Raw genomic sequence first — 22,029 nt, forward strand, 5'->3', positions numbered from 1 at the left:
CAGGTTTATATCCGGCGGCGGATAACGACCCGTTTGCTGGGCTGGTTATGGCAGCGCATTCAGCCCATGCAGCGTCGTTGTGCTGTGCTCCAGGGTGGCCGAAGCTCGGGCTCTAAACCCGCGCCCCGCACGCCTGCTGATGGAGAACGAGCATGCCCGAATACAAGGCCCCGCTGCGCGATATGCGCTTTCTGATCGATGATGTCTTCGACTTTCATGGCAGCTACGCCGCCCTGGGGGCCAGCGATGCCAGCCCGGATATGCTCGGCGCGATTCTCGAAGAGGGTGCCAAGTTCTGCGAGCAGGTACTGGCACCGCTGAACCGCAGCGGTGATGAAGAAGAGTGTCGGTTCAACGATGGCGAAGTGAGTACGCCTCGCGGCTTTAAGGAAGCCTTTGCCCAGTATGTCGAGGGCGGCTGGAACGGCCTGGCGGCTGACCCGGCTTACGGTGGCCAGGGCCTGCCGCACTCCCTGGGGCTGATCATCAGCGAGATGATTGGCGCCAGCAACACCGCCTGGGGCATGTACCCCGGCCTGACCCACGGCGCCATGTCGGCCATCCATGCTCATGGCAGCGAAGCGCAGAAGCAGACCTACCTGAGCAAGCTCACCGAGGGCCGCTGGACCGGCACCATGTGCCTGACCGAGGCCCACTGCGGCACCGACCTGGGCCTGATCAAGACCCGTGCCGTGCCCCAGGCCGACGGCAGCTATGCCGTGACCGGCAGCAAGATCTTTATCTCCGCCGGCGAGCACGATATGAGCGAGAACATCGTCCATCTGGTGCTGGCCAAACTGCCCGACGCTCCTGCGGGCACCAAGGGCATCTCGCTGTTTATCGTGCCCAAGTTCCTCCCCGATGCCGCCGGTGAAGCCGGCGCGCGCAATGGCGTCAGCTGTGGCTCGATCGAGCACAAGATGGGCATCAAGGCATCAAGCACCTGCGTGATGAACTTCGACGGCGCCACTGGCTACCTGATTGGCGAGGCCAACAAGGGCCTCAACTGCATGTTCACCATGATGAACCACGCGCGCCTGGGCACCGGCATGCAGGGCCTGTGTCTGGGCGAGGCGAGCTTCCAGGGGGCGATCAAGTACGCCACCGAGCGCCTGCAGATGCGTGCGCTGACCGGGCCGAAAGCGCCGGATAAGGCCGCCGACCCGATCATCGTTCACCCCGATGTGCGACGCATGCTGCTGACCATGAAGGCCTTCAACGAAGGCAACCGCGCCCTGGCCTATTTCACCGCGCAGCTGCTCGATCAGGCCCATCGTGGTACCAGCGCCGAGCAGCGCGAGGAAGCCGAGAACCTGCTGGCCTTCCTCACCCCGATCTGCAAGGCCTTTATGACCGAGACCGGTCTGGAGGTGACCAACCATGGCATGCAGGTGTTCGGCGGCCATGGTTTCATCCGCGAATGGGGCATGGAGCAGCTGGTGCGCGATTGCCGCATTGCCCTGATCTACGAGGGCACCAATGGCATCCAGGCCCTCGACCTGCTCGGGCGCAAGGTGCTCGGCAGCCAGGGCAAGCTGCTGCGCGGTTTTACCCGGATCGTGCATAAGTTCTGCGAGGCCCAGGCCGAGCATCCACAGCTCAAGGCTTATGTTGCCCAGCTGGCGAGCCTTAACCAGCAGTGGGGCGCGCTGACCCAGAAAATCGGCCTGGCGGCCATGAAGAACCCGGATGAAGTGGGGGCGGCGTCGATGGATTACCTGATGTACTCCGGCTACGTCACCCTGGCCTATTTCTGGCTGCGGATGGCCGTGGTCGCCGAGCAGAAGCTGGCCGCCGGGGCGGGGGAGGTGGCCTTCTGCCAGGCCAAGCTGGCCACCTGCGCCTTCTACTTCCAGCGCCTGCTGCCACGCACCGCTGCCCATCTGGCGGCGGCCGAGGCAGGCAGTGCCTGCATGATGGACTTGCCGGCCGAGCACTTCGTCCTCTGACGGACGGCAGACACCCGCAAGAGCCCGCCCGTTGGCGGGTTTTTGCTGAGTGCGGCCGATCAAACGAATGGCGACCAACTGGTCATTACGCGACGCTATGTGTCTAAAAAGTTGTTCGGTTAGACTTCAGGCACATCCGTATACCTGCTGGTTTGTTCGAGGATCTGCTCCATGGCTGACTACAAAGCTCCCCTGCGCGATATGCGCTTCGTGCTCAATGAAGTGTTTGAAGTTTCCAAGCTGTGGGCGCAGCTCCCCGGCCTGGCTGAAGTGGTGGACGAAGACACCGCCGCCGCCATTCTCGAAGAAGCCGGCAAGGTTACTGCCGGTACCATCGCCCCGCTTAACCGCAGTGGCGATGAGGAAGGCTGCTCCTGGACCGACGGTGCGGTGAAAACCCCGGCCGGCTTCCCCGAGGCCTACAAGACCTACGCCGAGGGTGGCTGGGTTGGTGTCGGTGGTGACCCGGTATTCGGCGGTATGGGCATGCCCAAGGTGATCTCGGCTCAGGTCGAGGAAATGGTCAACTCGGCCAACCTGTCGTTCGGCCTGTACCCCATGCTGACCGCCGGGGCCTGCCTGTCGATCAATGCCCACGCCAGCGAAGAGCTGAAAGAGAAATACCTGCCGAACATGTATTCGGGCGTCTGGGCCGGCTCCATGTGCCTGACCGAACCCCATGCCGGCACCGACCTGGGCATCATCCGCACCAAGGCTGAACCGCAGGCCGATGGCAGCTTCAAGATCACCGGCACCAAGATCTTTATCACCGGCGGCGAGCACGACCTGACCGAGAACATCATCCACCTGGTGCTGGCCAAGCTGCCCGATGCTCCGGCGGGCCCGAAAGGCATCTCGCTGTTCCTGGTGCCCAAGGTCATGGTCAATGACGACGGCTCCCTGGGTGAGAAGAACTCGCTGTCCTGCGGCTCCATCGAGCACAAGATGGGCATCAAGGCCTCGGCCACCTGCGTGATGAACTTTGACGGTGCCACCGGCTGGATCGTCGATGCCCCGAACAAGGGGCTGGCCGCCATGTTCACCATGATGAACTACGAGCGTCTGGGCGTCGGCATTCAGGGCCTGTCCCTGGGTGAGCGCAGCTATCAGAACGCCGTGGAATACGCCCGCGACCGTATCCAGAGCCGCGCGCCGACCGGTCCGGTGGCCAAGGACAAGGTGGCTGACCCGATCATCGTGCATCCGGACGTGCGCCGCATGCTGCTGACCATGAAAGCGCTGAACGAGGGCGGTCGTGCCTTCTCCAGCTATGTGGCTATGCAGCTGGACACCGCCAAGTACAGCGAAGACGCCGCGACCCGCAAGCGTGCCGAAGAACTGGTCGCCCTGCTGACCCCGGTAGCCAAGGCCTTCCTCACCGATATGGCCCTGGAAACCACCGTGCACGGCCAGCAGATCTTCGGTGGCCACGGCTTTATCCGCGAGTGGGGCCAGGAGCAGCTGATCCGCGACTGCCGCATCACCCAGATCTACGAAGGCACCAACGGTATTCAGGCGCTCGACCTGGTCGGGCGCAAGGTGGTGGGCAGCGGCGGTGCGTTCTACAAGCACTTCGCTGAAGAGATCAAAGCCTTTACCGACAGCGCCGACGCCTCGCTGGCCGAGTTCACAGGCCCGCTGAAAGACGCCATCGCCAACCTGGAACTGATGACCAGCGACCTGCTGGATCGGGCCAAGGCCAACCCGAACGAAGTAGGCGCCGCCTCGGTCGAGTACCTGCAGGTGTTCGGTTACACCGCCTACGCCTACATGTGGGCGCTGATGGCCCGTACTGCCCTGGCCAAGCAGGATCAGGACGAGTTCTACGTGAGCAAGCTGGGCACCGCGCGTTTCTTCTTCGCCCGCCTGTTGCCGCGTATCCACTCGCTGACGGCTTCGGTCAAGGCCGGTAGCGAGTCGCTCTATCTGCTGGATGCCGCGCAGTTCTAAGCGCTCCTGGGTAACGCAAAAAGCCGACGCTAGCGTCGGCTTTTTTGTGGCACTGCCCCATCCGCTGCTGATACAGGCGCGCCTTGAACTGCGAAATTCGCGGATATATTCGCCCCAGCAGGCGCGCATCACTCAGGATAAATGCACTGCGGTCGCCTTGAAGCTGCAGGGCGCTAGTGCGCCCCGCACTGCTCAATCTCGGATCAGCGCCCGCGGATCAGGCTCAACTGGCCCAGCAGCGGCAGCTTGGCCAGCTCCTGGGTCAGCGGCAGGGTGACCTTCTCCAGCCATTCACTGGCCCGGTAGGCGAAGGGGGTAAAGCAGGCCCAGGCCAGGCCCAGCAGGGCGAGAAACACGCCGCCGACAAAGGCATCCGAGCCCCAGTGAGCACCCGCCACCAGACGCGGCAGGATAAAGATCAGGGCCATCGTCCAGACCAGCAGCAGGCGCCAGGTGCGCGCGAAGAAACTCATAAACATGGCCCAGATCAGCAGCACCGAGGCGTGGTCACCTGGGAAGCTGCGGCTGGCGCTGTCCTTCATGTCCCAGCGTTCTTCCCAGTCGGGGAACAGTTCGGTCAGGCGGGCCGCGCCTTCCACCACCAGAGAGGCACTGGGCCGCTGCCAGTCCATCAGCTTGACCAGTTCGGCAAAGCCCACACGAAACAGCAGCATCACCAGCAGTGCGCTCAGGAAGCCATATAGCGCCTTGCGCACCTGGGCTGCGCTGAACACGAGGTTGGCCTTGAGCATCACGGCCAGCATCAGCACACCCACGCCCAGGTCCACCGGGCGCATGCTGCCGATGGCCCAGATATGGGCCCACAGGCCGGCGCCATGTACGGGCTCATTGAGCAGGGTGAAGAGTTGCAGGTCGAACTGGTTCCAGAGGTTGCGGGTTGGCAGCCACAGCCAGCTGGCGAGCAGCAGCAGGGCGACAATATGGCAGGCCAGCAGGGCGCGCGGGCGCCATTGAGGCGTGAACAAGTGAGTGGACATCGAAAAAGCTTCCCTGTCGTGGGTGACTGTTTTTAGCGCGCGCGAATGTTAGGGAGTCGCCTTGCACAATGCAAAGCGATAACCCCCCCGTTTGTCGATTAGTTCCCCGGGCGTATGACGACCATAGTTTTTGCCTGCGCAGGCTATAGATAAGAGGTGCTAGGTAGGCAGCCGGTTTATCGCTAAAATCGGCGGCCAGATTAGATTCAGTGAAAGTGGCATGCCTGATTTTTCCCAGCGTTTCTTGTTCGATGACAGCGATATTCGCGGTGAAATGGTTGGCCTGAGCGACAGCTATCGCCATGTGCTGGCCAAACACGACTATCCGCAGCCGGTGGCCCAGTTGTTAGGCGAGCTGCTGGCGGCCGCCTCCCTGTTGGTGGGGACGCTGAAGTTCGAGGGCTTGCTGGTGCTGCAGGCCAGCTCCAGCGGTGCCGTGCCTCTGCTGATGGTGGAGTGCTCCAGCGAGGGTGAGGTGCGCGGCATTGCTCGCTACCAGGCCGAGCAGATCGGTGCTGACGCCGGCCTGCGCGAGTTGATGCCCGATGGCGTGCTGGCCATGACCGTCGACCCCAGGAGTGGGCAGCGTTATCAGGGTATCGTCGAGCTCAGTGGCGCCACTCTGGCCGATAGCCTGACCGATTACTTCGCCACCTCCGAGCAGCTGCCCACCCGTTTCTGGCTGGCCGCCGATGGTCTGCGCGCCCGTGGCCTGTTGCTGCAGCAACTGCCTGCGGATCGCCTGAAAGAGCCGGAAGAGCGTGAAGCCAGTTGGCAGCATGCGGTGACCCTGGCCGATACCCTGCAGCTGGAAGAGCTGCTGGGCCTGGACAACGAAACCCTGCTGCACCGCCTCTATCATCAGGAGGCCCTGCGTCTGTTCGAGCCCCGCGCCCTGCAGTTCCGCTGCAGCTGCTCGCGCGAGCGCTCCAGCCGAGCCCTGATCAGTCTGGGCCAGACGGATGCCGAGGCGCTGGTACAGGAGCATGGCGGCCAGGTGGAAATCGACTGCCAGTTCTGCAATGAGCGCTACGCCTTTGATGCTGCCGATATTGCCCAGCTGTTTGCCGGTGGTGGTAGCCAGGGACCGGCGGATACCCGCCACTGAGTCAAATGGTCGCATCAGGGCCGGATTTGTTCTGATCAGAGGCTGCACCCGCAGCCGGCTTTTCTGGCATAATCCGGCGCACTTTTTTCGCTGTAGTAGTGCTCAGTTCTCTACTACAAAACGTTCGGAAGACTCGGCCTGCCGGCCGACGGGGACCCACATGACGCAAGCCAACACTGCCGTGTACACCGACATCAGTGCCGCTCAACTGGTCGAAGAAGCCATTCGCCGCGGCGAAGGCGAGCTGGCCGCCAATGGCGCGCTGGTGGTGCGCACCGGCCATCGTACTGGCCGCTCGCCTGCCGACCGCTACATCGTGCAGGAGCCGAGCACCGAGGCCAAGATCGCCTGGGGCGCCATCAACCGTCCGTTCCCGGCCGACAAGTTCGATGCCCTGTGGGATCGCGTGGAAGAGTTCAACCGTGGCCAGGACTTCTTCGTGTCCCACGTTCATGTAGGTTCCGCCGAGGATCACTACCTGCCGGTGAAGATGACCACCGCCACTGCCTGGCAGAACCTGTTCGGCCGCCAATTGTTCATCAACCCGAGCGCCTACAACCCGGCCGGCAAGGACGAGTGGAAAGTCCTCAACGTTGCCAACTTCGAGTGTGTGCCCGAGCGCGATGGCACCAACTCCGATGGTTGCGTGATCATCAACTTCGCCGCCAAGAAAGTGCTGATCGCCGGCATGCGTTATGCCGGTGAAATGAAGAAGGCCATGTTCAGCGTGCAGAACTTCCTGCTGCCGGAAAAGGACGTGCTGCCCATGCACTGCGCCGCCAACATCGGCGAAGAAGGCGATGTGACCCTGTTCTTCGGCCTGTCCGGCACCGGCAAGACCACCCTGTCCGCCGACGAGTCGCGTTACCTGATCGGTGACGACGAGCACGGTTGGGGCGAGGGCGTGGTGTTCAATATCGAGGGTGGTTGCTATGCCAAGTGCATCGACCTGTCCGAGAAGAACGAGCCGGTGATCTGGAAAGCCATCCAGTTCGGTACCGTGCTGGAGAACGTGGTGCTCGACGCCGAGCGCGTGCCGGACTACAGCGACGACAGCCTGACCCAGAACAGCCGTGCCGCCTATCCGCTGGAGTTTGTCGAGAAGCGCAGCGAGAAGAACCTGGGTGGCGAGCCCAATGCGGTGATCTTCCTGACCTGCGACCTGACCGGCGTACTGCCGCCCGTGTCGATCCTCAATGAAGAGCAGGCGGCCTACCATTTCCTCTCCGGTTACACCGCTCTGGTCGGTTCCACCGAGATGGGCAGCGGCAGCGGCATCAAGTCGACCTTCTCCACCTGCTTCGGCGCACCCTTCTTCCCGCGTCCGGCTGGCGAGTACGCCGAGCTGCTGATCAAGCGTATCCGTGGCTTCAACTCCAAGGTCTACCTGGTCAACACCGGCTGGACCGGTGGTGGTTACGGCGTCGGCAAGCGCTTCAACATCCCCACCACCCGTGGCGTGATCGCGGCCATTCAGAGCGGCGCGTTGATCGGCACCGAGACCGAGCTGCTGCCGATCATCAACCTGAGCGTGCCGAAGTCGGTGCCGGGTGTGGAAACCAACCTGCTCAACCCGCGCAACACCTGGGCTGACCAGAACGCCTACGACGAAGCCGCCAAAGGCCTGGCCAAGCTGTTTATCGACAACTTCCAGAAGTTCGACGTCAGCGACGCCATCAAGAACGCCGGCCCGCAGCTCTAAGCTGCAGCGCTGGCCACACAGAAAACCGCCTTCGGGCGGTTTTTTGCGTTGGTGGTGATGGAATAAGGAAAAGCCGCCCGGAGGCGGCTTTGGGTGCGTATCTGCGAACAGATCAGGCACATTTTGCTAAGGTTGCGCTTAACTCAACTCAGGTGGCCGCTCTGCACGGCCTCGGGTGTTGCTCTGTAGCTGACCCGAACCAGAAGCCTTACGGGTTGGCAACTCAGGCGATTTCCAGTGCCTTGCCTCGGGCTGTCGACTTCAGCACAACTGGCTACTGCCAGAGAGGTGTCGATATGTCGCGAGAGGCCGCTGGCGCTTTCGAATTGCATGGCGGCGTCAGGTGCTGGTCTGGGTAAAGCTCACGGCAGGCTGCCGCTGAAACCCGATAGCTGCATACCCATCTCCTTTCTTATTGGCATGAGTTGACTGTACGCCTGTGTGGCCGCTGGTGTTAGTTGGATTGGTAATAGCAGGGCGGCTTGTAGGTCTTAATCGTTTTTAGCTCGGCTGCGGTCGATGGAGTGACAGCCATGAGTACCCTGGAATCTGTGTTTGGCTTTCAGCAATTGCGGCCGGGTCAGGCGCGGGTGGTCAGCGCGGTGCTGGCCGGGCGTTCGGCGGCGGCGATCTTCCCCACTGGTGCTGGCAAGTCGCTGTGCTACCAGCTGCCGGCCCTGCACCTGCCGCACCTGACCCTGGTGGTATCTCCCCTGCTGGCGCTGATGCAGGACCAGCTGGCCTTTTTGCATGGGCGTGGCATCAGCGCCGCCAGTATCGATTCGGGGCAAAACCGCGAGCAGGCCTCTGAGGTGATGGCGCGGGCTAAATCCGGTGAGCTGAAGATTCTGATGATCTCGGTGGAACGCCTGAAGAACGAACGCTTTCGCCACTTTATTGCCCAGGTGCCGATCTCTTTGCTGGTGATCGACGAAGCTCACTGCATGTCCGAGTGGGGCCACAACTTTCGCCCGGACTACCTCAAGCTACCGGACTACCAGCGCCAGTTCGGTATTCCCCAGGTGCTGTTGCTGACCGCCACCGCAACGCCGCCTGTGGTGGCCGATATGCAGCAGAAGTTCGCCATCGCCGCGGCGGATGTGGTCACCACCGGTTTCTACCGGGCCAATCTCAACCTGCTGGTGGAGCCGGTCGCCGGCATAGACAAGCAGCGCCGCCTGCAGCAGTGGCTGGCGGAGAAAGTCGGACAGCCGAGCATCGTCTACGTCACCCAGCAGAAGACTGCCGAGCAGGTGGCCGAGCGCCTGAGCCAGCGGGGCATCGCTGCCCGCGCCTACCATGCCGGCATGGCCCATGACGCGCGCGAGGCGCTGCAGCGCCAGTTTATGGCCGGGCAGATCAACTGCATCGTTGCCACCATTGCCTTCGGCATGGGCATCGACAAGGCCGATATTCGCAATGTGGTGCACTTCGACCTGCCCAAGTCCATCGAGAACTACAGCCAGGAAGTCGGCCGCGCCGGCCGTGATGGCCAGCCCTCGGATTGCCTGGTGCTGGCCAATCGCGACAGCCTCAATGTGCTGGAAAACTTCATCTACGGCGATACGCCGGAGCTTTCCGGCATTCGTTGCGTGCTGGACAAGCTGCTCAGTGACAGCCAGAACGGCGAGTGGGAGCTGATGCTGAATGCCTTGAGCGAGCAGAGCAATATCCGCCAGCTGCCGCTCAAGACCCTGCTGGTGCAGCTTGAACTCAAGGGCATCATCGCCCCGCGTTATGCCTATTTTGCCGACTATCGCTTCAAATACCTGATCGAGCCCGAAGCACTGGCCGCCAGATTCGAGGGCGAACGACGGCAGTTTGTCGAGGCGTTGATCAGCACTTCGCAGCGCGCGCGGACCTGGTGCACGGTGGACTTCGAGCGGCTGTATCGGGAGCACCGAGCCGAGCGTGTGCGGGTGATCAAGGCGCTGGATTATTTTCAGGAGCAGGGCTGGATCGAACTGGAAAGCAAGCAGATGACCGAGGTCTATGCCCTGCTCGATCCGGGTTTCGATCCGGTCGCACTCAGCGCTGAACTGTATGGCTATTTCAGCCGGCATGAACGCAGCGAGATCCAGCGAATTCACGCCATGCTCGCCCTGTTCGCCAGCGAGCAGTGCCTGAGTCAGCGCCTGGCCGCCTATTTCGGCGATGGCAACGCGCCGCAGCAGTGCGGCCATTGCTCGGTGTGCCGGGGCCAGGTCGCTGAGCTGCCGGCGCCACTGGCCCTGCCGCCGCTTGCAGGGCAGGAGCCTCAGCGTTTGTGCGCTGCCTTTACTGAAAAGTACCGCGAGCTAAAAGGCAGCGAGCCGAGCGCTGAGTGCCTAACGCGCTTTCTCTGCGGCATCAGCGTGCCGCTGTTTAGCAAGCTCAAGGCCCGCCAGCTCGGCGGTTTTGCCGCGCTGCAGGACTACCCCTATGCCGAGGTGCGTGAGTGGCTGGCGGCGCAGCAGGGCTAATCCCTACTCGCCGATATCCTCGTTCCATAGTCTCGGCTGGGCGGCGATAAAGGCCTGCATCAGCTGCAGACATTCACCGTTGTGCAGCACCTCAAGCTGCACCCCGCGTTCACGCAGCAGGGCCTCTTCGCCGAGGAAGGTCTGGTTCTCGCCGATGACCACCTTGGGGATGCCGTACAGCAGGATCGCCCCGCTGCACATGGCGCAGGGTGAGAGGGTGGTGTAGAGCACGCACTCGCGGTAGGTCTGGGCGCTCTGCCGGCCGGCGTTTTCCAGGGCATCCATTTCGCCATGGCGGATGGCGCTGCCCTGTTGTACCCGGCGGTTGTGCCCGCGGCCGATAATCCGGCCCCTGTGCACCAGCACCGAGCCAATGGGAATGCCGCCTTCGGCCAGACCCTGGCGGGCTTCGTCGATGGCGGCTTGCATAAAGGCGTCCATGGCGCTCTCCTGTTAAGGCTTATGGGTGGCCTGGCCCTGTTCCAGGGTCCAGCTCACCAGCTCTTCTGCCAATTGGTCGGCGGCCAGGCCAAAGGCCTGCACCACGGCGCCAACCGAGGTATCGGCCGCTGCCTGGCTGACGGCAAAGCGACGACTGGCGAGAATGCGCAGGCTGCCGCTCTGCACCAGGCGCACATCCAGCAGAATTCGCGCTTCGGCGCGGCCATCCCAGTATTCGCTGTGGAAGGCGCGCAGGTCGCTGCTCAGCTCCAGCTCGGCATGCAGGCGGCTGTCATCGCTGCTCACCGCGGCAATGCGCGCGTCGTCACGGAAGGCATCGATCAGCCGGTCGCGCAGCAGCAGCGGGGCGCGGTCGCTCCAGCGTACGCCCTGGTAGGCGCTGATCTGATCCCCCGGTGGCAGCACGGCGATGCGTGTGCTGTCGAGCAGCTGACTGCTGTAGGGCTTGTTGACCCGCAGCGCCCAGTTCGCCGCAGGCGGCTGACTGGCCAGGGGCTGGGCCGGCAGGCGATAGATGCTCAGCACCTCGCTTTTGGGCAGGATCGAGCAGGCGCCGAGCAGGCCACTCAGGAGCAGGGCGAGCAGGGGACGGAAAAGGCTCATGGCTGGAACTCCTTGATACTGTCGCTGCGCAGCAGGTAGCCGGCCGGATCTTCCTCCAGGCGACGGGCGAAGGAGCGCAGGGCACTGAGGGTTTCGCGCAGCTCGATCAGTGCCGGGCCCAGCTCGCTGACCCCCTGCAGGCCGCCGTCGATGGCGGCGCGATTGTCGCCGAGCAGGCTTTCCACCTGGCCGCTGCTGCGTTCCAGGGAGGCCAGCAAGCGGTTGGCGTTGGCGAAGGCGGCGCGCCCCTCGGTGTTGACCAGCTGGTTGGCACTGCGCATCAGTTCACTGGCCTCACGGCTGGCGCGGCTGATCTGTTGCAGGGCCTGGCGCAGCTCGTCGCGCTGCTCTGCGACGGCGGCGCTGGTCTGCTCCAGGTTGTCCAGGGTGTTGCTGATGCGTTTGACGTTCTCCCGCGACAGCACCTGATTGGCCCTACCCAGCAGGCGGGTGACGCTGATCAGCAGGTCCTCGCCATTGGCCATCAGACGCGACAGCGGCGAGCGGTCGGCGATGATTTCTGCGCGCTTGCCATCCTGGCTCAGGAGTCTCGGGCTTTCCGGGCTGCCGCCGTGCAGCTGGATCAGGGCCGCGCCGGTGATGCCGGTGATGGACAGGCGGGCGCGGGTGTCTTGCTTGATCGGGGTGCTGGCATTGACGCGGATATGCGCATGGACCTTGCGCGGATCGTCCGCATCCAGGCTCAGGCTGATCACGTCACCCACCTTGATCCCGCTGTATTGCACGGCACTGCCCTGGGACAGGCCACTGACTGCCTCGGTGAAGATCACATCGTAGTCGCTGAATTCCCGCTCCGAGCTGGCCTTGCTCAGCCACAGGGCAAAGCCCAGGGCAGCGGCCACCATCAACACGGTAAACAGGCCTATCAGCACATGATGGGCACGGGGTTCCATTCAGTTGCTCCCTGGCACGCCAGTGGCGGCCTGTGCGGCCGCGCGTCCACGCGGGCCGTGAAAATAATCATGAATCCAGGCGTTGCGGGTTGCCGCCACCACTTCCAGGCGATCGGCCACCAGCACGCGCTGCTCCGCCAGTACGGCGATGCGGTCACAGATGGTATGGAGCGTATCCAGATCATGGGTGACCAGAAACACGCTCAGGCCCAGGGCGTCGCGCAGGGTCAGGATCAGCTGGTCGAAGGCCGCCGCACCGATGGGGTCGAGGCCGGCGGTGGGTTCGTCGAGAAACAGGATATCCGGCTCCAGGGCCAGGGCACGGGCCAGGGCCGCGCGCTTGATCATGCCGCCGGACAGTTCGCTGGGGTATTTGTCGCCGGCCTCGCGGGGCAGACCGACCAGGGCCAGCTTGACCAGGGCCAGGCGCTCGGCGGCCGGGCGGGTGAGGCTGGCGTGTTCGATCAGCGGCAGGGCGATGTTTTCCGTCACCGTCAGCGAGGAGAACAGCGCGCCACGCTGGTAGAGCACGCCAAAGCGCCGCTCCAGTTGTGAGCGGCGCTGCGGTGGCAGGTTGAGCAGTTCTTCGCCAAAGATCCGCACGCTGCCGGCATTGGCCCGGCGCAGGCCGAGTATGCAGCGCAGCAGTACCGACTTGCCGGTGCCGGAGCCGCCGACCACGCCCAGCACTTCGCCGCGGTACAGATCCAGGTCCAGATTCTGGTGCACGGTCTGGCTGCCGAAGCGGTTGACCAGCCCGCGCACCTGGATGATCGATTCGCCCGTCACCAGCCCATCTCCATCAGAAACAGTGCGGCGAGGGCGTCCAGCAGGATCACCACGAAGATCGACTGGACCACGCTGGAGGTGGTGCGCTCGCCTACCGACTGGGCGCTGCCGGTGACCTTGAAGCCTTCCAGGCAGCCGATCACGGCGATCAGAAAGGCGAAGACCGGTGCCTTGGCCAGGCCCACCAGAAAGTGCTTGAGGGCAATATTTTCCTGGAGCATGGCCAGGTACATGGTTGGCGAGATATCCAGGCTCAGGGCGCAGACCACGGCGCCGCCGAGGATGCCGCTGAGCATGGCGATAAAGGTCAGGATCGGCAGGGCGATCAGCAGGGCGAACACCCGCGGCAGCACCAGCAGTTCCAGCGGGTCGAGGCCCAGGGTGCGGATGGCGTCGATTTCCTCGTTGGCCTTCATCGAACCGATCTGCGCGGTAAAGGCGCTGGCGGTGCGCCCGGCCATGAGGATGGCGGTGAGCAATACGCCGAACTCGCGCAGGAAGGAGAAGGCCACCAGGTCCACGGTGTAGATGCTGGCGCCGAAGTCGGCGAGCACGGTGGCGCCGAGAAAAGCCACTACCGCGCCGACCAGAAAGGTCAGCAGGGCGACGATGGGCACCGCGTTCAGCCCGCTCTGCTCCAGATGGGCCACCAGTGAGGTCATGCGCCAGCGCCCCGGGCGCAGGAGAATCTTCAGCATGGTCGCCAGGGTCAGGCCGATAAAGCCCAGCAGGTCAACGCACTGCTGGTAGAACTCTTCCAGGGCCTGGCCGATATGCCCGAGCACCTCGCGCCAGGTGGCCAGAGGGCGATGCGGGGGCATGTCGCTCGCTGCAGCCATGGCCTGGCCCACGGTCTGTAGCAGTGCACGGCGCTCGGTAGCCAGATTGGGCGCCTGGGTCGCCAGCTGGGCCAGGCGCTGGCTGCCAAGCAGCCCCACCAGCAGGGCGGCGCCGGCGGTGTCCAGGGCGCCCAGTTCGGTCAGGTCAATGCTGGAGTGGTTATCCAGATGGCCTTGCAGAGCCAGCACCTGGGGCTCCAGTTGGGCGTAATGAGCCAGCGTCCAGTCTCCACCGATACGCAGCCCTGAAGGCGCATCCGTGCGGCTGTGGGCAAGCGGCTCGATAAAGGGGGCTGTGCTCATGAGCAACAGCTTAAACCCGATGAGGAGCGCCTGCCCAGCGATCTAAATCAACAGATGGACGCTGGCCAGCGGCGTTCTGCCTAACCATCGGCGGTGATTTCGCTGATCAGTTCGCGCAGGGTTTCGGCGGCCTCCTCATTGGCCACCTGGCAGGTGCCAGCGTTGGCATGACCGCCGCCGTTGTAGCGCAGGCACAACTCGCCGACATTGGTTTGCGAGCTGCGGTCGAGGATCGACTTGCCGATGGCGAACACGGTGTTCTGCTGCTTGACGCCCCACATCACATGGATGGAGATGTTGCACTGGGGGTAGAGGGCGTATATGACGAAGCGGTTGACCGCATAGATGGTCTCCTCATTACGCAGGTCGAGCACCACCAGGTTGTTGTACACCGTGGCGCAGCGCTGGATCTGCTGGCGCGCCAACTGGTCATGCTCCTTGTACAGGGCAACCCGTTCGGCCACGTCGGGCAGTTCGAGGATTTCGTCGATGCCGTGGGTCTGGCAGAAGTCGATCAGCTGCATCATCAACTGGTAGTTGGCGATGCGGAAATCGCGGAAGCGCCCCAGGCCGGTGCGTGCATCCATGATAAAGCTGAGCAGCTCCCAGCCCTCGGGGTCGAGGATGTCCTCGCGGCTGAACTGGGCGGCGTCGGCCTTGTCCACCGCGTCCATCATTTCGTCCCATTCCCGCGGGAAGGTGTCGTAGCCGCCATAGTGCTGCCACACCACCCGTGCCGCCGAGGGCGCATCGGGGTCGATGATATGGTTGCTGGCCGGCTGGTTGCGCAGGGTCTCGCTCAGGTGGTGATCGAACGCCAGGTAACAGCCTGGGACATAGGGCAGGTTGGTGGTGATGTCGTTGGCGGTGATCGCCACCTTGCCGTCCTGCATGTCCTTGGGGTGGACGAACAGAATGTCGTCAATCAGGTCGAGGTGCTTGAGCAGGGCGGCGCAGACCAGGCCGTCGAAATCACTGCGGGTTACCAGGCGATACAGAGTAGACATGGAACATCTCCGGGGCGGGAAACAGTCAGGTCTGATTCAAGGTAGCACGCATGGCGCACTCTGCTCGGTCGCCGGCTGGTTGGCGCAGGGATTCAGAGAGAAAGCCCTTGCTCTACGCGGATGCATTGGGGTAAAGCTGTACCGCACATTTCTCAATTGCGAAAGGATCTCGCCCATGCTCGACAAGCTCATCATTGTTGCGTCCGCCCTGTTGCTGCTCTGCTACACGGCAACCTGGTTCGTCGCCCCTCCTCAATATTGACTGCCCCGGCAAGGATGGCCACCCCATGAGTAACAAAGAGCAGCAACTGAGCGAATTGCTGAGCCTGACCTCGCGCAGCCTGACGCACCTGACGGCGTCGCTGACTTCGCTGGCCTTCGACCTGCTGCGCAGCCCGGACCCTGGTGTGCGCCATGCCGCGACGAAGATGATTGGCAGAATGGAAGCGGTCAGCCATGAGCTGGATCAGCAGTGGCAGCTGATCAGCGAGCTGACTGGCGTGCAGGCCCCGGAGCGGACTGCCGGGGTGGAAGAGGTGCAGCTGCAGTCGCTGCTATAGCCCGCTGCCGCTGCACGCACGAGCAATTCCTGGCGCAGGGTTGGCCCCGCGTAGCGGCGGCGCCAGGAATAACGGACAACAAAAAACCCGCCGAAGCGGGTTTTTTCCTGACCATTCCAACATCCTGTTGGCAACCTGCCTGGCTATGGTCGATCGTCCCTGATCCCGAGCGCATCCTGTCGCTCAGTGGATGGGTGCAGATTAGTGCGGCAAATCCTTTGGCAACAGGGGGCAATGGCCTGGCGGCGTGTAAGCCTTTTGCCATAGCGCAGGCCCGTTGTGCTCCCGCGCACATTCAGCTGCGGCTCAGTTGAAACACCAATGCCTTGAGCGCGCTGTCCGGCTGGCTGTCGGGGAACTCCGGTGGGTTAGCCAGGCGCTGGCTGAAGTGCAGTGTCGGCGCTTCCTCGGCCATGGTCTGGATCAGGTAGTCGGGGCCGACTTCCGGGTCGTTGCAGCAGGCCAGTACCTGGCCATCGGCAGCCAGCAGCTGTGGCAGGCGGCGCAGCACCCGGGGGTAGTCCTTGCCCAGCACGAAGCTGCCGCGCTGGAAGGATGGCGGGTCGATGATGATCAGGTCATAGGGGCCGTACTTGCTCAGCTTGCCCCAGGACTTGAACAGCTCATGGCCGAGAAACACCACCTTGCTCAGGTCGTGATCATTCAGTCTGTGGTTGTCGCGGCCTCGGCTCAGGGCGGCCCTGGCCATATCCAGATTGACCACCTGGCGGGCGCCGCCGGCGATGGCCGCCACCGAGAAGCCGCAGGTGTAGGCGAACAGGTTGAGCACCCGCTTGCCGGCGGCCTGCTGCTGCACCCACTGACGACCCAGGCGCATATCGAGGAAAAGGCCGGTGTTCTGCTTGTGACCCAGGTCCAGCAGGTAGTGCAGCCCGTGCTCGCGGATCGGCCACTGCCCGCGCGGCTCGCCCAGCAGCCAGTGGCTGGGGCTGTCCGCCAGATAGCGCTGCTGCAGCAACAGGCTGTGGGCGCCACTGGCCTGCCAGGCCGGATTCCGGGTCAGGCGCATAAGCATTGCTTGCAGCTCGGCCAGCTGTTCATCTTCCGGTTGCTTGAACAGGGTGACCAGCACAATGCCCTGCAGCCAATCCACGCTGATCTGCTCCAGCCCCGGCCAGCAGCGACCGCGGCCGTGGAACAGGCGGCGGGTTTCTGATGGCGCTGGACTCAGGGCGTGCAGCAGATGCTGCTCCAGGGTGGCGAGGGCGGTGCTGTGCATGGCGGGGGCAATGTCCTTGGGCTCAGTGGGGCGGCAGTGTAAACCAGCGTCCTGGCACCGGCTAAAGGTTGGCTGACAGGCACATGGCAAAGCCTGAGCCTGGCGTATTGGGGCAGCCGGTGTAGGCTGCTAGGGTCAACCTTCAGGGCAGGAGTGTGGTGGTGGAACATCTGGACGTATTGATTATCGGTGCCGGCCTGTCCGGCGTGGGGGCTGCCTGTCATCTGCAACGCCAGTGCCCGGACAAGCGTTTCGCCCTGCTCGAAGGGCGCGCGGCCTTGGGCGGCACCTGGGACCTGTTCCGCTACCCCGGCATCCGCTCCGACTCGGATATGTTTACCCTGGGCTACAACTTCAAGCCCTGGACCGATGCCAAGGCCATTGCCGATGGCCCGTCGATCCGCCGCTATATCGAGGAAACCGCCCGGGAATACGGCATCGAGGCGAAGATCCGCTACCGCCACCGGGTGCTGGCCGCCGACTGGTGCAGCAGCAGTGCCCGCTGGACCCTGCAGGTACAGCGCGGTGATGAGCCCGAGCCGATCCAGCTGGGCTGCCAGTTTCTCCTGCTGTGTACCGGCTACTACCGCTATGAAGCCGGCTACACCCCGGAGTTCAAGGGGCGTGAGCAGTTCCGGGGGGACTTTATCCACCCGCAGCTGTGGCCCGAGGGCTTCGACTACAGCGGCAAGAACGTGGTGGTGATCGGCAGCGGTGCCACGGCCGTGACCCTGGTACCGGCCATGGCCGACAAGGCCCGGCATGTGACCATGCTGCAGCGCTCGCCCACCTACGTGGTCAGCCTGCCCGAGCAGGATCCGCTGTCCAACTGGCTGCGCCGTTTTCTGCCGCAGACCTGGGTCTATCGCCTGGCGCGTACGCGCAATGTGGCCCTGCAACTGCTGTTCTACAAGCTGTCCAAGGCCATGCCGAAGCTGGTGCGCAAGGTGCTGCTGGGTCTGGCCCGGCGCCAGCTGGGGGCGGATTTTGATATGCGCCATTTCAGCCCGCGCTATAAACCCTGGGACGAGCGGGTCTGCGCGGTGCCCGATGGCGATCTGTTTCGCGTGTTGCGCCAGGGCAAGGCCTCGGTGGTCACCGCGCAGATCGACAGCTTGACCGAGCACGGTATCCGCCTGCAAAACGGTCAGGAGCTGGCGGCGGACGTGATCGTCAGTGCCACCGGGCTGGAGCTGCAGCTGTTTGGCGGCATGCAGGTGGCGGTGGATGGCGTGCCCTTCGATGCGGCCAGGAGCATGGGCTATCGCGGCATCATGCTGCGCGATCTGCCCAATGCCGCCGTGGTGCTGGGTTACACCAACGCCAGCTGGACGCTCAAGGCGGATCTGTCCAGCGAGTACTTCTGCCGCCTGATCCGGCATATGGACGCCATCGGCATGCGCCAGTGCACGCCGCGCGATAGCCAAGGCAGCGTGCGTGAGGCGCCCTTTCTCGACCTGGCCAGTGGTTATATCCAGCGCGCCGCCGACAGAATCCCCAAACAGGGCGACCGCGCGCCCTGGAAGCTCTACCAGAACTACCTGCTGGATCTGGCGCTGCTGCGCTATGGCCGGCTGCAGGATGACTACCTGGAGTTCAGTGCGCCGCGCCCTGCCGCAGTCGCAATGGTCGATGGTCTGGACAAAGCGGTGTAAGCCATTGGCCATATACGGACGGCGCCTTTGGCTGACACCAGCTTGGCTGGCTGGCGCTTTGGCATAAGGCACAGGGCCACTATGCTTTGCGACATGGCTCACGGATGAAATGCCAACTCTTGCCGGGTTGGCCTTTGGCACACGGACTCAGGGACGAACCTCATGGAATCAGCCAAGCAGGAACAGCGCACGTTGCCGGCATTACGTGCCCATATCGACAACTTGCTGACCAAGGGCTGGGCGATTACCAGCCGCAGCCCATTGACCCTGCAGTCCGGGCGCAAGATCTATTGGGTGATGCATGGCATGCTGATCGGCGAAGCCTCGCTGTAACAGCAGATTCTTCAGAAAGGCCGCTGGCGCTCCGCAGAGGGCACCAGCGGCCTTTTTGCGTCGGTGCTGGGCGATAGGCGACTGCAGGCGAGTCGTCGTGTCCCGTCGCCATAGGCTGCAGCACGGCCCGGCTCAGTCCGGCAGACCTGGCACCTGCCAATGAGTGGCGGCCAACCACTCTGCGAAGGCGGCTGGTGGCAGGGGTTTGCTCAGCAGATAGCCCTGGGCGATATCGCAACCGAGCTGATCCAGGCGTTCGAGAATGGCCTCGGTTTCCACCCCTTCGGCGACGATTTTCAGGCCCATGTTGTGCCCCAGCTCGATGGTGGAGCGCACGATGATGTCGTCGTCCGGGTTGCTTAGCAGATCCTGCACGAAGGACTTGTCGATCTTCAGCTCATGCACCGGCAGACGCTTGAGCTGAGCCATGCTCGAGTAGCCGGTGCCGTAGTCGTCGATCGACAGCAGTACGCCCAGCTCGCACAGCTGCTGCAGCTGGCCCATGGCCTGTTCCGGGTCGGCCATCACCGCGCTTTCGGTGATTTCCACGATCAGGCTGGCGGCGCTCAGGCCCTGCTCGGAGAGCTGTTCGGCGATAAAGGCGGCAAAGCCGGGGTCGGCCAGGTCCAGGGCGGAGACATTGATCGCGGTCTTCAGCTCCAGGCCCTGTTCCTGCCAGGCGCGGCCCTGGGCCACGGCGGTGCGCACCACCCAGCGGGTCAGGGCGCAGACATTGCCGGTCTGCTCGGCCAGGGGGATAAAGTCGTCCGGCGGGATAAAGCCGTGCACCGGATGAATCCAGCGCACCAGGCATTCCACGCCATACAGGCAGCGGCTGTGGATATGCAGCTTGGGTTGCAGATAGAGGCTGAGCTGGCCGCCTTCCACCGCGCCTTTGAGCTCGCTCATCAGGGCCAGGCGCAGCAGGCTGTGGCGGTCCAGCTCGGGGCGGTACAGGGCATAGGGCGAGCGCTGCGCCTTGCCCAGGTACATGGCCACCTCGGCATGCTGCAGCAGGCTGCCGGCGCTTTCGCCGTGATCCGGGTAGAGGGCGATGCCCAGGGTGGCGTTGAGGGTCATGCTGATGCCGCGCACGGCGAAGGGTTGCTGCAGGGCGCCGCGGTAGTGCTCAGCGGCGGGGATGACCTGGCCGGGGTCGCAGCGCGGAATCAGCAGGGCGAACTCGTCGCCGCCCAGGCGTGCCAGTTGCTCATCCGCGCGCAGGCGCTGCTGCAGGCGCTCGGCCAGCTGGCACAGCAGCTGGTCGCCAGCGTCGTGGCCGAGGGTGTCGTTGAGGTCCTTGAAGTTGTCCAGGTCCATCAGCAGCACCGCCACGCTGTCACCGGGGGCGCAGCGGGCCAGGGCCTGCTGCAGTTCGGCGACGAAACGGTTGCGGTTGGCCAGCTCGGTCAGCGGGTCACGGTAGGCGAGAAAGCTGATGGTGGCCTCGCGCTCGGCAATGCCCTGCTGCATGGCGACGAATTCCCGCGCCAGCAGGCCCACTTCGCCACCGATCTGGGTGGCCATGGGTGCATGGTAATCGCCGCCGGCGATGCGCCGCACGCTCGCGACCATCTGGCTCAGGGGACGGCTGACGGTGTTGGCGATCCACAGTGCGCCGAGGCCGGCCAGCAGCAGGGCGATGGCGAAGATGCCCGCCAGTTGCCATTGCAGTGGCTGGTAGTCGGCCAGTTCGGCGGACAGCGAGCGCATCAGCAGCACCTGCAGGTCGTCCTGGGTGTCGCCCAGGGGCGCGCGCAGGGCCACCTGTTGCAGGTTCTGCAGCTCGAAGCGAAACACCCCCGGTGCCTGGCTCAGCTGTTGCCCGGCCAGCTCGGCCCGGGGCAGCCCCGTCAGATTGCTGGCCAGCACCCGGTAGGCGCCGGGTGCGCCGTCGAGCAGGGCGACATCGGCCCCGCTCAGCTCGGCCAGCAGGGTGGTGGCCTGATCGTCCAGTTCGAAGGCCATCAGCAGCCAGCCCATCAGGTTGGGCCGCGGGGCGAAGATCGGCGTGGCGTTGACATGCAGCACCCGGCCGGCGAACACCACCAGGCGTTCAGCGCTCTCGGGGTCCTCTTCATCCAGCAGATCGCGCCAGGGCAGTGCTGCGCCGGGCAGCAGCTCGTCACTGGTGCCGGCCAGCACCTGGCCCTGGGGCGCACTGACCAGGGCGAAGCTGGCCTGGCTGCGGGCGGCGAAGGATTCCAGGGCGGCAGACAGCGACTGCGCCTGCTGCTGCGGGCTGGCCACCAGGTCGGCGATCTCGCCGAGCAGGGTGAAGTCCTTGGCGATCAGGTCGGCCATGGCGCTCTGCGCCTGGCGTCGGCTCTGCAGCTCGTGGGCCAGCACGCCATGGGCGAAGTCCAGCTGGCTGGCCACCTGGCGCAGGGTGTGCTGGTAGGTGGAGCGATACACCAAGGCCAGCAACAGCACCATCACCGCCAGAAGCAACAGCAGAAAGAAGCCGAGGATCTTGCCGCGCAGGGTCATGGCACGTAGCCGCCCTTGCCCTGGGGTCGCATCTTCGGCGTTTTCGGTCTGGGGTCGCGCTTGAGCGGGCTGCTGAGTTGCCAGGTCAGGCTGGTCTCGCCGCCCAGGGGGCGCTGGGTGGTTTCGCTGGTCTCGTTGATCCGTGGGTGCCAGACATGCAGGCGCTGACCGGCGGCGGGGCTGAAGTCCAGGCGGGCGCGACCGTCCTTATCGGTCTGGGTGAACCAGGGGCTGTCCAGCACCAGGATAAAACCGAGCATCCAGTCGTGGATATTGCAGCCCAGGGTGACCAGGCCGGGCTGCTCGAACAGCACCTCCTGGGGGGCGGCCTTGTGCTGGTGCATGCGCAGCTCGAAGCGCTTGGCCGGAGAGAAGGAGTAGACGTGGTGGTTGATCGGGTCCGAGTTGGGGAAGCTCACCGTAGTACCCACCTGCACCGGCAGGATATAGGGGGTGAACTGGCGGCGCTTCTGATCCATCAGGGCGGGTGTGTCAGGCCCCAGGGCCGGGCCGGGCTCGATCCATAGCACCGCCTCGCCCAGGGCCTTGCCCTTGTTGTCCAGCAGCTGTACATCCAGACTCTTCGCCCAGCCAGCGGCGCTCCAGAGCCCAAGCAGCAGCATCCAGCCCGACTTGCCCATAGCCACCTCCGTTTTTCGTCCCCT

General features: G+C 64.0%; 18 protein-coding genes. 8 read left to right on the top strand and 10 right to left on the bottom strand.

Annotated features, from left to right (window positions below; all coding sequences use genetic code 11):
- The first annotated feature begins 152 nt into the window (after positions 1–152).
- Both GJV18_RS03605 and GJV18_RS03610 read left to right on the top strand, forming a co-directional pair.
- Entirely contained in the window at positions 153–1,949 is a 1,797-nt protein-coding gene (locus tag GJV18_RS03605) for an acyl-CoA dehydrogenase C-terminal domain-containing protein (protein ID WP_160343349.1), read from the top strand.
- A 171-nt stretch (positions 1,950–2,120) separates the two neighbouring features.
- Positions 2,121–3,899: an acyl-CoA dehydrogenase C-terminal domain-containing protein gene (locus GJV18_RS03610; RefSeq protein WP_160343350.1), complete on the top strand. Its 1,779-nt coding sequence runs from the start codon at positions 2,121–2,123 to the stop codon at positions 3,897–3,899.
- A gap of 203 nt (positions 3,900–4,102) precedes the next feature.
- Here the strand turns inward: GJV18_RS03610 and GJV18_RS03615 are convergent, their stop codons facing one another.
- A complete protein-coding gene (locus GJV18_RS03615) occupies positions 4,103–4,897 on the bottom strand; it encodes a phosphatase PAP2 family protein (protein WP_160343351.1) in 795 nt (264 codons plus the stop codon).
- A gap of 220 nt (positions 4,898–5,117) precedes the next feature.
- Between GJV18_RS03615 and hslO the strand changes: the two genes are divergently transcribed.
- The 3 genes from hslO (at position 5,118) to GJV18_RS03630 (ending at position 10,169) form a co-directional block, all read left to right on the top strand.
- Positions 5,118–6,005, top strand: a complete 888-nt coding sequence (gene hslO, locus GJV18_RS03620) for an Hsp33 family molecular chaperone HslO (protein WP_160343352.1) — start codon at positions 5,118–5,120, stop codon at positions 6,003–6,005.
- A gap of 160 nt (positions 6,006–6,165) precedes the next feature.
- Positions 6,166–7,707, top strand: a complete 1,542-nt coding sequence (locus GJV18_RS03625) for a phosphoenolpyruvate carboxykinase (RefSeq protein ID WP_160343353.1) — start codon at positions 6,166–6,168, stop codon at positions 7,705–7,707.
- Between the two features lie 533 nt (positions 7,708–8,240).
- Complete coding sequence (locus GJV18_RS03630) at positions 8,241–10,169, top strand: RecQ family ATP-dependent DNA helicase (RefSeq protein WP_160343354.1); 1,929 nt, start codon at positions 8,241–8,243, stop codon at positions 10,167–10,169.
- 3 nt (positions 10,170–10,172) lie between these two features.
- On the opposite strand, the gene GJV18_RS03635 is transcribed toward GJV18_RS03630, so the two are convergent.
- The 6 genes from GJV18_RS03635 to GJV18_RS03660 all read right to left on the bottom strand — a co-directional run bounded on the left by GJV18_RS03635 (position 10,173) and on the right by GJV18_RS03660 (position 15,086).
- Positions 10,173–10,610 (bottom strand): nucleoside deaminase, encoded by a 438-nt coding sequence (locus GJV18_RS03635; RefSeq protein WP_160343355.1) that lies wholly within the window; start codon positions 10,608–10,610, stop codon positions 10,173–10,175.
- Between the two features lie 12 nt (positions 10,611–10,622).
- Positions 10,623–11,234, bottom strand: a complete 612-nt coding sequence (locus GJV18_RS03640; RefSeq protein ID WP_160343356.1) for an ABC-type transport auxiliary lipoprotein family protein — start codon at positions 11,232–11,234, stop codon at positions 10,623–10,625.
- Entirely contained in the window at positions 11,231–12,148 is a 918-nt protein-coding gene (locus GJV18_RS03645; protein ID WP_160343357.1) for an MlaD family protein, read from the bottom strand. The genes GJV18_RS03640 and GJV18_RS03645 overlap by 4 nt, the downstream gene beginning before the upstream one ends.
- A complete protein-coding gene (locus GJV18_RS03650) occupies positions 12,149–12,937 on the bottom strand; it encodes an ABC transporter ATP-binding protein (RefSeq protein WP_160343358.1) in 789 nt (262 codons plus the stop codon). It lies immediately after the preceding gene.
- Positions 12,934–14,079 (bottom strand): MlaE family ABC transporter permease, encoded by a 1,146-nt coding sequence (locus GJV18_RS03655; protein ID WP_160343359.1) that lies wholly within the window; start codon positions 14,077–14,079, stop codon positions 12,934–12,936. The genes GJV18_RS03650 and GJV18_RS03655 overlap by 4 nt, the downstream gene beginning before the upstream one ends.
- A gap of 80 nt (positions 14,080–14,159) precedes the next feature.
- On the bottom strand, positions 14,160–15,086 hold the full coding sequence (locus GJV18_RS03660; protein WP_160343360.1) for a DHH family phosphoesterase: 927 nt from the start codon (positions 15,084–15,086) through the stop codon (positions 14,160–14,162).
- A 287-nt stretch (positions 15,087–15,373) separates the two neighbouring features.
- Between GJV18_RS03660 and GJV18_RS03665 the strand changes: the two genes are divergently transcribed.
- The gene (locus GJV18_RS03665; protein ID WP_160343361.1) at positions 15,374–15,646 is read left to right on the top strand and encodes a hypothetical protein; all 273 of its coding nucleotides are present in this window, start codon (positions 15,374–15,376) and stop codon (positions 15,644–15,646) included.
- A gap of 295 nt (positions 15,647–15,941) precedes the next feature.
- Here GJV18_RS03665 and GJV18_RS03670 read toward each other — a convergent pair whose 3' ends face one another.
- A complete protein-coding gene (locus GJV18_RS03670) occupies positions 15,942–16,886 on the bottom strand; it encodes a class I SAM-dependent methyltransferase (RefSeq protein ID WP_160343362.1) in 945 nt (314 codons plus the stop codon).
- 155 nt (positions 16,887–17,041) lie between these two features.
- On the opposite strand from GJV18_RS03670, the gene GJV18_RS03675 reads away from it, so the two are divergent.
- Positions 17,042–18,541 carry a flavin-containing monooxygenase gene (locus GJV18_RS03675; RefSeq protein ID WP_160343363.1) on the top strand — a complete coding sequence of 500 codons (1,500 nt, stop codon included), beginning with the start codon at positions 17,042–17,044 and terminating at the stop codon, positions 18,539–18,541.
- A gap of 162 nt (positions 18,542–18,703) precedes the next feature.
- The gene (locus GJV18_RS18495) at positions 18,704–18,874 is read left to right on the top strand and encodes a hypothetical protein (RefSeq protein WP_178113410.1); all 171 of its coding nucleotides are present in this window, start codon (positions 18,704–18,706) and stop codon (positions 18,872–18,874) included.
- A 132-nt stretch (positions 18,875–19,006) separates the two neighbouring features.
- On the opposite strand, the gene GJV18_RS03680 is transcribed toward GJV18_RS18495, so the two are convergent.
- Both GJV18_RS03680 and GJV18_RS03685 read right to left on the bottom strand, forming a co-directional pair.
- Entirely contained in the window at positions 19,007–21,364 is a 2,358-nt protein-coding gene (locus GJV18_RS03680) for a putative bifunctional diguanylate cyclase/phosphodiesterase (protein ID WP_160343364.1), read from the bottom strand.
- Positions 21,361–22,005 (bottom strand): methylamine utilization protein, encoded by a 645-nt coding sequence (locus GJV18_RS03685; protein ID WP_160343365.1) that lies wholly within the window; start codon positions 22,003–22,005, stop codon positions 21,361–21,363. Before GJV18_RS03685 ends, GJV18_RS03680 begins: the two co-directional genes overlap by 4 nt.
- Positions 22,006–22,029 lie beyond the last annotated feature (24 nt).

This window comes from Pseudomonas xionganensis (assembly GCF_009763245.1).
Taxonomy (GTDB): domain Bacteria; phylum Pseudomonadota; class Gammaproteobacteria; order Pseudomonadales; family Pseudomonadaceae; genus Aquipseudomonas; species Aquipseudomonas xionganensis.

Excerpts from the sequence above, each read along its gene's own strand:
- GJV18_RS03605 (WP_160343349.1), top strand. The coding sequence starts at position 153 with ATGCCCGAATACAAGGCCCCGCTGCGCGATATGCGCTTTCTGATCGAT.
- GJV18_RS03610 (WP_160343350.1), top strand. The coding sequence starts at position 2,121 with ATGGCTGACTACAAAGCTCCCCTGCGCGATATGCGCTTCGTGCTCAAT.
- GJV18_RS03615 (WP_160343351.1), bottom strand. The coding sequence starts at position 4,897 with ATGTCCACTCACTTGTTCACGCCTCAATGGCGCCCGCGCGCCCTGCTG.
- hslO (WP_160343352.1), top strand. The coding sequence starts at position 5,118 with ATGCCTGATTTTTCCCAGCGTTTCTTGTTCGATGACAGCGATATTCGC.
- GJV18_RS03625 (WP_160343353.1), top strand. The coding sequence starts at position 6,166 with ATGACGCAAGCCAACACTGCCGTGTACACCGACATCAGTGCCGCTCAA.
- GJV18_RS03630 (WP_160343354.1), top strand. The coding sequence starts at position 8,241 with ATGAGTACCCTGGAATCTGTGTTTGGCTTTCAGCAATTGCGGCCGGGT.
- GJV18_RS03635 (WP_160343355.1), bottom strand. The coding sequence starts at position 10,610 with ATGGACGCCTTTATGCAAGCCGCCATCGACGAAGCCCGCCAGGGTCTG.
- GJV18_RS03640 (WP_160343356.1), bottom strand. The coding sequence starts at position 11,234 with ATGAGCCTTTTCCGTCCCCTGCTCGCCCTGCTCCTGAGTGGCCTGCTC.
- GJV18_RS03645 (WP_160343357.1), bottom strand. The coding sequence starts at position 12,148 with ATGGAACCCCGTGCCCATCATGTGCTGATAGGCCTGTTTACCGTGTTG.
- GJV18_RS03655 (WP_160343359.1), bottom strand. The coding sequence starts at position 14,079 with ATGAGCACAGCCCCCTTTATCGAGCCGCTTGCCCACAGCCGCACGGAT.
- GJV18_RS03660 (WP_160343360.1), bottom strand. The coding sequence starts at position 15,086 with ATGTCTACTCTGTATCGCCTGGTAACCCGCAGTGATTTCGACGGCCTG.
- GJV18_RS03665 (WP_160343361.1), top strand. The coding sequence starts at position 15,374 with ATGAGTAACAAAGAGCAGCAACTGAGCGAATTGCTGAGCCTGACCTCG.
- GJV18_RS03670 (WP_160343362.1), bottom strand. The coding sequence starts at position 16,886 with ATGCACAGCACCGCCCTCGCCACCCTGGAGCAGCATCTGCTGCACGCC.
- GJV18_RS18495 (WP_178113410.1), top strand. The coding sequence starts at position 18,704 with ATGGAATCAGCCAAGCAGGAACAGCGCACGTTGCCGGCATTACGTGCC.
- GJV18_RS03680 (WP_160343364.1), bottom strand. The coding sequence starts at position 21,364 with ATGACCCTGCGCGGCAAGATCCTCGGCTTCTTTCTGCTGTTGCTTCTG.
- GJV18_RS03685 (WP_160343365.1), bottom strand. The coding sequence starts at position 22,005 with ATGGGCAAGTCGGGCTGGATGCTGCTGCTTGGGCTCTGGAGCGCCGCT.